The sequence below is a fragment of the Bacillus sp. AFS053548 genome (genome assembly GCF_002575105.1).
Classification (GTDB): domain Bacteria; phylum Bacillota; class Bacilli; order Bacillales; family Bacillaceae_G; genus Gottfriedia.
In genome coordinates this window covers 1-10,029 of the sequence record NZ_NUHI01000047.1, presented here as the reverse complement: position 1 = coordinate 10,029, position 10,029 = coordinate 1, and the positions used below count along the sequence as shown (strand labels likewise).

Sequence of the window (10,029 nt, the reverse complement as noted above, 5' to 3'; positions counted from 1 at the left end):
AGGTCCAGCAGGAGCAACAGGTCCAAATGTACTTTCTGAAGGATTCTCGGCGTTTTTACCAACGCTTAATACTTCAACTTCAACTCAATTAACAGGATGGAGTGTTACAAGTCCATTCTTCAATGCAACTACTTTTGATCCAACAACAGGTAACTTCACTGTCCCAGCAACAGGACGTTATACTTTTGAAGCAACAATTAGCTACTCTACGACAGCAACGTTAACAGTATCACTCGGAGCAGGTATAAATCCTTCATTTGTATTCCGTAGAACATCACCAACGGCAGCTGATTTATTAAGTGGATTAGTACCAATTTTAGATGTAAACGTTGCATTAGTCCTAAATCTACGAGCAATTCTTGGTGATGGAACTGTCACAATTACTGGAGACTTACAATTAACTGCCGGAGATGTGATTGGTCTCTTCTATGAAGCTGACGGATTAACTATTCCTCTTACTTTAGGTGGAAACAATTCAGCAGGGATCAACTGGTCAGTTCATCGTATTGTTTAACGATCACTTTTAGAGATTAGTAATCTATCCTAAGGTGATGACCATCCTCATTAATTATTCAATAGTAATCTATTCGAATAAATTAATGAGGATTTTTTTATTAATAATTAACACTGACCAAATATTTCCATCCTGAATATATTAATTAATGCATGGGTTATTTAGATAAATGAATTTAAAAGAAATCATACTTGCTAATCAGTGAGATTCTAAGAAGGTGTTTAATGAATGAAAACTAGTATTATTATTTTGACTTATAATCAGCTTGAGGTATCGAAAAAATGCTTCGAAAGTCTTGCGAAATATACAAAGGAAGATGAAGTAGAAATCATTGTTATTGATAATGGCTCGACTGATGGCACACGAGATTATTTAAAGAATAATCCTTCTTTTATTACAATCTTTAATGAGATAAATATGGGGTTTGCTAAAGGTTGTAATCAAGGAATTGAAGTCGCTACAGGTGATAACTTGTTATTTTTAAATAATGATACAATCGTTACAGAAAATTGGTTAGATGCAATGCTTACTCTTTTATATAGTAATGATAAAATTGGCATGGTTGGGCCTGTAAGTAATTATGTAAGTGGATTGCAGCGAATTAATGTTGATTATCAAAATGATCAAGAAATTAATGATTTTTCATTAAGGTATTGTGCAAGTGTAAAAGGAATGTCTAAGCAAGTATTGAGATTAGTAGGATTTTGTTTATTAGTTAGACGCGAATTAATTGATCGATTAGTAGGATTTGATGAAAGGTTTAAACTAGGTTCATTTGAAGATGATGATATTTGTTTAAGAACTATTTTAGAAGGATATGAATTGCATATTGCTTTAGATTCATTTGTTCATCATTATGGGCACATGACATTCAATGGAAATAGTGAAATTAATATAAATCACCTATATATAGAAAATAGAATGAAGTATATTGAAAAGTGGGGAAACAATTTAATAGATATTGGGTATCCGAAGACGGAAATTATTGAAATGGTACCAGGAAACATAAATAATGTATTAGAAATTGGTTGCTTAGCTGGAGCAACAGGTCTAGAAATTAAAAATCTATACAAATGTGAATTATATGGAACAGAAAGTGATTCAGAATTATCATCAATTGCATCACAATTTTATAAGAAGGTTGATACAATCAAGATTGAAGAAGTTTTCCAAAGTTACCCTAAGGAGTTTTTTGATTTAATCATAATTGATAATATTGTAAACCATCTTGTAGATCCTTGGAGTTTTGTAAAAGAAATCACCAATCTTTTAAAACCATCTGGCTTAATTATTTGTAGAGTTCCAAATGTTTCCCATGGTGAAGTTCTCTTTCAACTATTACAAGGCCAATGGAATTATATACACGCTGGGATATTGAAAAAAGAAAATATTAGATTTTTCACACCTCAAACAATTAATACGCTATTTCCATCCGACCAATTTGAAGTGACGACGAAAAAGAATGAAAATATTAATGTAGATTTAAATATTAAGTTGTTTTTTGAAGAAGTAGTTCATTTAGCTCATAGTTTTGGAATAAATCTTGAACAACTAACTTCAAATCTTGAAATATATAATATGCTCTTGTTAATAAGGAAAAAATAATTAAAAGGCAGTTGAGGGGTCCTCAGCTGCCTTCGTTATTTAATCTATTTGCAAAGTACTCTCTATTTGAAAGTATGCTTGGGTGTGTTGGATAAAAATGATAGGCAAATTCATTGTGCTCATTTGCAAGGCGCAATTCACCTATTCTGTCATAGCATACAGCTAGCTGTAAATGTGGTAGCCAAGTAGTACATGATGGGTTGTGAAGAATCAAACGACTGTTAACCTTGTTTAATGTTGCTTCTTTATACCAATAAATAGCCGAATCAAAATTATTTTTCTCAAAAAAAGTATAAGCTAATCTACAACATGTTTCTGGATGAGTATTGCCATATTTAAGTGCTTTTAATAACCAAGTAGTTTCTAAGTCTCTTAGATTAAACTCGTGATAACAATTAGCAATATAATGACAAGCAAGGATATTAAGTTCTTCAAAAGGCTGATTTAATCTTAAAAATCTTAAAAAATACTTTATTGATTGATCATGTTGATGATCTGAACTTAATTCTTTTGCATAATAAAACAAATCCATTTTTGAAAGATTGAGGTTATTACTTAACATTTGTTCATATATTTGAATATTTTCTTTTGTATTTTGTGTAAAAGGAAGATCTGTAAAAACGAGATTAGTAGAAAATGATTCAGAGGTTTGTTCATTTTTCATATTCGGGGAATGACTTTTTGGACTTAATCTTTTAAATAATCTATTAATTTTTTGTTTACTTTTTACATTCCAACCGATTTGATAATCGACAGCTACATTATAAACTTCATTGTTTATTGACTGTTTTAGCTTAGAAAATGTTAAACGATCATTTTCTAGTAAAACTTCACTATGGTTTAGTAAAAGTATAAAGTCTTTTGTTGCCAATGATTTTGAAAAATTTAATGCATCTATTTCATCCACACCATCAAAGACATGTATTTGGTCTGTAAACTGTCTTGCTAGCTCAATCGTTCGATCGTGGGAATTCATATCAACGATGATAAGTTCATCAACTAAGCTACTAACTGAACTTAGACATCTTTCAATTGTTGCTTCATTATTTTGTACAACCATGCATAAACTGACTGTGATCAAGCTATCACCCTTTTCTATAATTTTGATTTTGTATTAAATGATTGATGATATATTAATGTTATTTACTTAATTAGTAGTTTCCAAATCATCTATTATGCTTATTAAACAGATAGGTTCCAGGAAATATAAAGTTAGTAGATAGTAAGGGTAAGTTATTGATCTTTAAAATATGAGCGGAAATACTCTTGGTTGTGTAGAACGGAAGGGTTATTCGGAACATAACTTGCTGCTATCTCATTATATTTTCTAGCAGTAAGTTGATCGCCTAATCGACTATAGCAAAGGCATAACTGTAAATTAGGTAACCAGGTGTAACACGCTTGATTAATAAAAGGACTACTCGTAGGGACATCAACAAGTGTAGCAAGTTTATACCATGAAATAGCACGTGTAAAATCACCTTTATGAAGATACACAAATCCTAATCGACAGCAGTTTTCTCCACGTGGTCCATCATAAGAAAATGATCTTAGACAACTGCTAATTGCTTCTTCCAATTCGTTCAGATTTAAATAGCAGTCTGCCATTTTTCCACAGGCTTGAATATTATCTTCGTACCAGCCTTTTCCTTCATCAAGAAACAATTCATACCATTCAATTGCCTTTTCGTATAGCTGATGATCTACGCATTCATTAGCATAATAGTATTTGTCACGAGGACTTAATTCATTGCCTGAAGAAATCGCATTTTCATAAATCTTTAAATTACGATCAGAAAACTCTTTATCTTTTTGATGAATAATTGCGGCATCTGATTGAATAATTTCGCCGAAAACTTCTAAATATTCATGTACGAAACCAATCCATTTAAAATTTCTTTCTCGCTTAACGATTCGATTGCGTACAGAACTGAAACTCGGGTTCCCATTTTCATCGAAAGCAAGATGATATTTCATTCCGACAGCGTCGACATTTTTAGTTAATGACTTTTTTAATTTAAGTAATTTTTTTGCATTTTCATCAGTGATAATATCATCAGCATCTAGCCACATAATATAATCCTTCGTTGCTTTAGAAAACGCAAAGTTTCTTGCTGCTGAGAAATCATTGATCCAAGTAAAATCATATATTGAATTTGTAAACTTTTTAGCTATTTCCTTTGTTTTGTCTGTTGAACCAGTATCAATAATGACAATTTCGTCTACTATATTAGATACAGATGATAAACATCTGGAAAGTACGGCTTCTTCGTTTTTAACAATCATACAAAGGCTAAAAGTTATTGGTTTTTTTTTCATGAATTCCACCTCAATTTCTATGTTATTAAGGTTGTCAACAAATGGTGTCATTCATAAAGTTCAAAAAAAAGATAATCTTGAATTTCTATATTAGATATGATTAAATGGAAAAAATGAATATTGAAAATTTTTAGATGAAGAGAGTAATCTTATTTTGATTCTTGTAGAGAGTTGGGGATGGTGGAAGCCTAACAGAACGAATAAGATGAAGCGCACTTCGGAGAAGCAGTCTGAATTAATAGTAGGACTTTGCCGGGGAAGACCTCGTTAACAAATTTTAAAGCTGGTTCAATATATTTGAACAATTAGAGTGGTACCGCGGATTAGTTAAACCCGTCTCTTATGATAGAGACGGTTTTTTTATATTTTGGAGAGGATTGATCAGAATGAATTATGTAAATATGTATAGTGAACAAATTGAAAAAGCTTTAAATGGATCACTAACTTTAACTGAGATTAACTCACTTATCGAAAAACCGAATTATGCAGACCAAGGTGATTTAGCATTTCCTTGTTTCCAATTAGCTAAAGCATTAAAAAAATCTCCAGTTATAATTGCAAAGGAAATTGCACCACTGATTAATCATGATTTAATTGAAAAAGTAGAAGCGAACGGCCCGTACGTAAACTGCTTTTTGAATAAAAAGCTAGTAAGTAAGCAAGTAATTGAATTAGTTCTTGGCCAAGGGAAGGAATATGGAAACCAAGTAATGGGTGAAGACAAAACGGTTGCGATTGATTGTTCCTCACCAAATATTGCTAAGCCATTTTCGATGGGGCATTTGCGTTCAACAATGATTGGAAATTCAATTGCTAAAATAGCTGAAAAAAATGGGTATAAATCAATAAAAATTAATCACCTTGGAGACTGGGGAACACAGTTTGGGAAGTTAATTGTTGCGTATAAACTTTGGGGTAATCAAGACGCAGTAAAAGAAAATCCAATCAAAGAACTTCTAAAATTATATGTTAAATTTCATGAAGAAGTTGAAAAAGAGCCTCAACTTGAGGAAGAAGCTAGAAGTTGGTTTAAGCAATTAGAGGAAAAAAATGAAGAAGCTTTACACTTATGGAAGTGGTTCCGTGATGAGTCTCTTAAAGAATTCATGTTAGTTTATGATTTATTAGGTGTTAGCTTTGATAGCTTTAACGGAGAAGCATTTTACAATAATAAAATGGAGCGAGTTATTGAACTTCTGGAGCAAAAAAACCTTTTAGTGGAATCTGAGGGTGCTGATGTTGTTGAATTAACTGAAAAGGAATTACCACCATGCTTAATTAGAAAATCTGATGGAGCTACGCTGTATGCAACAAGAGATTTAGCAGCTGCACTTTATCGTAAAGAAACATACGATTTTGATAAAGCAGTGTATGTTGTAGGTGGAGAACAAGCATTGCATTTTGATCAAGTATTTACAGTTTTGAAGAAAATGGGTTATGAATGGGCAAATGAAATGGTACATGTTCCATTCGGTTTAATCCTACAAAACGGTAAAAAAATGTCAACTCGAAAAGGGAAAATTGTTCTTTTAGAAGAGGTAATTGAGGAAGCGATTAGTTTAGCTAGTCAAAATATTGCAGAAAAAAATCCTACATTAAAAAATAAAGAAGAAGTTGCAAAAATGGTTGGAGTCGGTGCAATCATTTTCCAAGATTTAAAAAATGATCGTATGAATAACATCGAATTTTCACTTGATCAGATGCTAAAATTTGAAGGTGAAACAGGGCCATATGTACAATACTCAATTGCAAGAACAAATTCAATTTTAGATAAAGCTTCATCACACGATTTAAATAAACAAGATGGACTGGATGATTCATATAGTTGGGACATCATAAAACATATACTTGAGTTCCCTAACAAAGTTACACGTAGTTTTGAACAATTTGAACCATCTGTTATTGCGAAATATACAATAGATTTGGCACAAAGTTTCAATAAATATTATGGAAATACTCATATTCTAACAAATGATGACCAATTAGAGAGTAGATTAGCATTAATTAAAGTTGTTTCCATTGTTTTAGAAGAAGGACTAAGATTATTAGGAATTCGTGCACCAAAAGAAATGTAAAGTAACAGGTATTGAAGGGATTTTTATCTTCAATACCTGTTTTCTTTTTGATTTGATCGTAGAACGCAGGAACAAAGTCTTTCTAAGTTTTATTGCATATAAATAGTTATGTAATGATTTCGATTGGTGTAAAAAGTGTATCTAAATTTAACGATTCTAAGAAAATGATTAAAATTTAAAAGTTTTATTGAAAATGATTATCATTTACATTTATAATGAATTTAAGATATTTAGAGAATAAGGGGAAACGTTCAATGTCGATATTAAATTTTATTAAAAATAGAAGAACGATTAGAGATACAAAAAAGGATCCAATTAATATGGAAGATTTAATGGAGCTACTTGAAGCAGCATCCTATGCTCCTTTCCACAGCAAAGAAGAGCCTTGGCAATTCATTATGGTTTCAGAGGAAAAAGAAAAAGAATATTATGCATCAAAAATTGTAGATAGCTACGAAAGAATGGAATTAAATGAAACATATACAGTTGAGAAAATTAAAAAATCAACGGAATTCTTTAAAACATATATCATCGACACACCTATGCATTTAATTATTACGACAGACCACTCAGAAAATGAAAAGAAAAATTTAGAAGCGATTGGAGCAACCTGTGCATTTGTTCAAAATTTACAATTAGCAGCTTGGGAAAAAAATATTGGAATGGTATGGCGAACAAATCCTTATATTTTTGATAAGCAATTTTACAAAGAGATGGGTATTCCTGAAACTCGAAAAATTTTAGGAGCTCTTCATATCGGTTATATTAATTCAATGCCAAAAGGAACAAAGAAAAGAAAACATCCAAGTGAATGGACTACAAAGCTAAGTCAAAATATTTCACTTTAATATGTCGTTTAAAAAACAAAAAAAGAGAGATCGAAAACAATTTTTTCGTCTCTCTTTTTTGTATTAATTAAAACACCTTAGTAGTCCAGTTTTCGCCATTCCATACATCTGTAACTAATCCTTGGTAAAATTCAGGTTCGTGACAGATAATTAAAAGACTTCCTTTGTACTCTTTTAGTGCGCGTTTTAGTTCTTCTTTAGCATCTACATCTAAATGGTTAGTAGGCTCATCGAGTACAAGTAAGTTTGTTTCTTGATTAATTAGCTTACATAAACGAACTTTCGCCTTTTCTCCACCACTTAAAACTGCAACTTTACTCTCAATATGCTTTGTCGTTAAACCACATTTTGCAAGTGCAGAACGAACTTCATATTGTGTAAATGATGGGAATTCATCCCAAACCTCATCGATACATGTTTTATTATTATCACTTTTTACTTCTTGTTCGAAGTATCCAATGTTAAGAAATTCACCGCGCTCAACTTCACCAGAAATTGGTTTAATATCACCAAGTAAACTACGCATTAACGTCGTTTTACCGATACCGTTCGCACCAACTAAAGCAATTTTCTGTCCACGTTCCATACGTAGATTTAAAGGTTTTGATAGAGGCTCATCGTAACCAATGACTAAATCTTTTGCTTCAAATATTAATTTACCTGAAGTACGAGCTGGTTTGAAGTTGAATTCTGGTTTTGGCTTTTCACGTGCAAGCTCAATTACATCCATTTTATCAAGTTTCTTTTGGCGAGACATAGCCATATTACGAGTAGAAACACGAGCTTTATTACGAGCAACGAAATCTTTTAGTTCAGAGATTTCTTGTTGTTGACGTTTATATGCTGATTCTAATTGTGATTTTTTCATTTCATGAATTCCTTTGAAATTATCATAATCACCAACATAACGATTTAATTCTTGGTTTTCCATATGATAAATCAAGTTAATAACACTGTTTAAAAACGGAATATCATGTGAAATTAAAATAAATGCATTTTCATACTCTTGTAAATAGCGCTTTAACCATTCAATATGTTGCTCATCTAAATAGTTAGTAGGCTCATCGAGTAATAAGATATCTGGTTTTTCTAAAAGAAGTTTTGATAGAAGAACCTTTGAACGTTGACCACCAGAAAGTTCAGTTACATCGCGATCAAGTCCGATATCTTCTAAACCTAAACCACGACCAATTTCTTCAACTTTAGCATCAATAATATAGAAATCATTATTTGTTAAAGTATCTTGAAGAACACCTACATCTTCAAGCATTTTCTCCATTTCTTCAGGAGTTGCTTCAGCCATTTTTACATATAAATCATTAATTTCATTTTCCATATCAAACATATATTGGAAAGCACTTTTTAATACGTCACGAATTGACATACCTGGCTGTAATACAGCATGCTGATCTAAATAACCTACACGTACTTTTTTAGACCATTCAACCTTACCTTCATCAGGCTGTAATTTTCCAGTAACGATATTCATGAAAGTTGATTTACCTTCACCATTTGCACCAATAAGACCGATATGTTCACCTTTTAATAGACGGAATGATACATCATTAAAAATTGCACGATCACCGAATCCATGGCTTAAGTTTTTTACAGTTAAAATACTCATAGATCGACACCTTTTCTTTATTTTTCATATAATAATGTTCTTTATGAAAGAACGTAATTTAAACAGTCACCATCTAATTATAGTCTGCAACTGGGTATGTGTTCAACAGTAAATTAAGTTATAACTTAAGGGGGGCGGGTTAGAACCGAGGGGACTTTTAAAAAAAGGAAAAAAAATCCATATACCCCTACTATTCCTATCCCCATATTTTTGTATTTAATGTATAATTCAGAAGTGTAATAGTCAAAAAGTGGGTTTTGAAGGCGTATAAATATAGAATTAGCCATACCTACTATTCGGAGGAGGAAGTTTAATGTTTGGTAAAGTTGCTGCAGATATGCTTGGTTTAAGTGATGTAGGTAGTGTTATTGAACCGAAAAATTATGACAAAGTTGATTCTGACGATTATGTAATGCATGAAGATAATGAAAAAATTTATTTCTTAATTAAATCAAAATCAGATGAGTATTGCTTTACGAATAAGGCTTTAATTCATTTAGACGGTACAAGTGCAATAAGTAAGAAGCGTACACTTCATCGTTATAATTATCACACTCATAAAATCACACATGTTTTACTTGAAACAGCAGGTACAATTGATTTAGATGTTGAAATTAAGTTCAACATTGGTGGTAGAGAGTTTTCGATTGATGTTCATAAAAAACATATTGAACAAGTTAAGGATCTATATAAAGCGTTACTAATGATTGCTGAAATTAGTCATGAAAACGAAAAAGTACTTGGATATGCGAAAGAAAGCATCGAAATTGCTTCTACAACATTAGGCCGCGTAACTTCAAATGAAAACAATCTAGTGAACAGTTTTAAAGAAATTAATGAGGCTGCTTTTGAATGGTTCATGAAGTCTAGAGAGCAATACAAAGTTAAAGATTTCGGATCGGTATTTGAGAAGTATATTAATAGTTAATTATGTGGTCTCGTAAGTCAAAGTGCTTATGAGACTTTTTTTGTGCCGGTGAATTTCTGAGATTAGAGTAATACGAACTATAGGGATATGAGTTTGTAAAAAAGCAAAAAGCTGGA

At 31.6% G+C, this 10,029-nt stretch carries 7 protein-coding genes, 1 pseudogene and 1 other annotated feature; of the genes and pseudogenes, 5 read left to right on the top strand and 3 right to left on the bottom strand.

The annotated features are described in order from the left end of the window. Both CN946_RS23610 and CN946_RS20620 read left to right on the top strand, forming a co-directional pair. A pseudogene (locus tag CN946_RS23610) lies at positions 1–514 on the top strand (collagen-like protein); the annotation flags it as partial. Between the two features lie 228 nt (positions 515–742). Further along, complete coding sequence (locus CN946_RS20620) at positions 743–2,119, top strand: glycosyltransferase (RefSeq protein WP_098862809.1); 1,377 nt, start codon at positions 743–745, stop codon at positions 2,117–2,119. 22 nt (positions 2,120–2,141) lie between these two features. Here CN946_RS20620 and CN946_RS20615 read toward each other — a convergent pair whose 3' ends face one another. After that, complete coding sequence (locus CN946_RS20615) at positions 2,142–3,200, bottom strand: tetratricopeptide repeat-containing glycosyltransferase (protein WP_176547393.1); 1,059 nt, start codon at positions 3,198–3,200, stop codon at positions 2,142–2,144. Between the two features lie 152 nt (positions 3,201–3,352). Beyond that, positions 3,353–4,438 carry a tetratricopeptide repeat-containing glycosyltransferase family 2 protein gene (locus tag CN946_RS20610; protein ID WP_286134007.1) on the bottom strand — a complete coding sequence of 362 codons (1,086 nt, stop codon included), beginning with the start codon at positions 4,436–4,438 and terminating at the stop codon, positions 3,353–3,355. A gap of 122 nt (positions 4,439–4,560) precedes the next feature. Beyond that, positions 4,561–4,782 (top strand) — a binding site (T-box leader). Between the two features lie 42 nt (positions 4,783–4,824). On the opposite strand from CN946_RS20610, the gene argS reads away from it, so the two are divergent. Next, positions 4,825–6,513 carry an arginine--tRNA ligase gene (gene argS, locus CN946_RS20605; protein ID WP_098862807.1) on the top strand — a complete coding sequence of 563 codons (1,689 nt, stop codon included), beginning with the start codon at positions 4,825–4,827 and terminating at the stop codon, positions 6,511–6,513. Between the two features lie 254 nt (positions 6,514–6,767). After that, positions 6,768–7,361: a nitroreductase family protein gene (locus CN946_RS20600; RefSeq protein WP_098862806.1), complete on the top strand. Its 594-nt coding sequence runs from the start codon at positions 6,768–6,770 to the stop codon at positions 7,359–7,361. Positions 7,362–7,428: 67 nt separating this feature from the next. Here the strand turns inward: CN946_RS20600 and CN946_RS20595 are convergent, their stop codons facing one another. Further along, entirely contained in the window at positions 7,429–8,985 is a 1,557-nt protein-coding gene (locus tag CN946_RS20595) for an ABC-F family ATP-binding cassette domain-containing protein (protein ID WP_098862805.1), read from the bottom strand. Positions 8,986–9,298: 313 nt separating this feature from the next. Here CN946_RS20595 and CN946_RS20590 point away from each other — a divergent pair, with 313 nt between their 5' ends. Next, positions 9,299–9,913: a PH domain-containing protein gene (locus CN946_RS20590; RefSeq protein WP_098862804.1), complete on the top strand. Its 615-nt coding sequence runs from the start codon at positions 9,299–9,301 to the stop codon at positions 9,911–9,913. The last annotated feature ends 116 nt before the right edge of the window (positions 9,914–10,029 follow it).

Excerpts from the sequence above, each read along its gene's own strand:
- CN946_RS20600 (WP_098862806.1), top strand. The coding sequence starts at position 6,768 with ATGTCGATATTAAATTTTATTAAAAATAGAAGAACGATTAGAGATACA.
- argS (WP_098862807.1), top strand. The coding sequence starts at position 4,825 with ATGAATTATGTAAATATGTATAGTGAACAAATTGAAAAAGCTTTAAAT.
- CN946_RS20610 (WP_286134007.1), bottom strand. The coding sequence starts at position 4,438 with ATGAAAAAAAAACCAATAACTTTTAGCCTTTGTATGATTGTTAAAAAC.
- CN946_RS20595 (WP_098862805.1), bottom strand. The coding sequence starts at position 8,985 with ATGAGTATTTTAACTGTAAAAAACTTAAGCCATGGATTCGGTGATCGT.
- CN946_RS20590 (WP_098862804.1), top strand. The coding sequence starts at position 9,299 with ATGTTTGGTAAAGTTGCTGCAGATATGCTTGGTTTAAGTGATGTAGGT.
- CN946_RS20620 (WP_098862809.1), top strand. The coding sequence starts at position 743 with ATGAAAACTAGTATTATTATTTTGACTTATAATCAGCTTGAGGTATCG.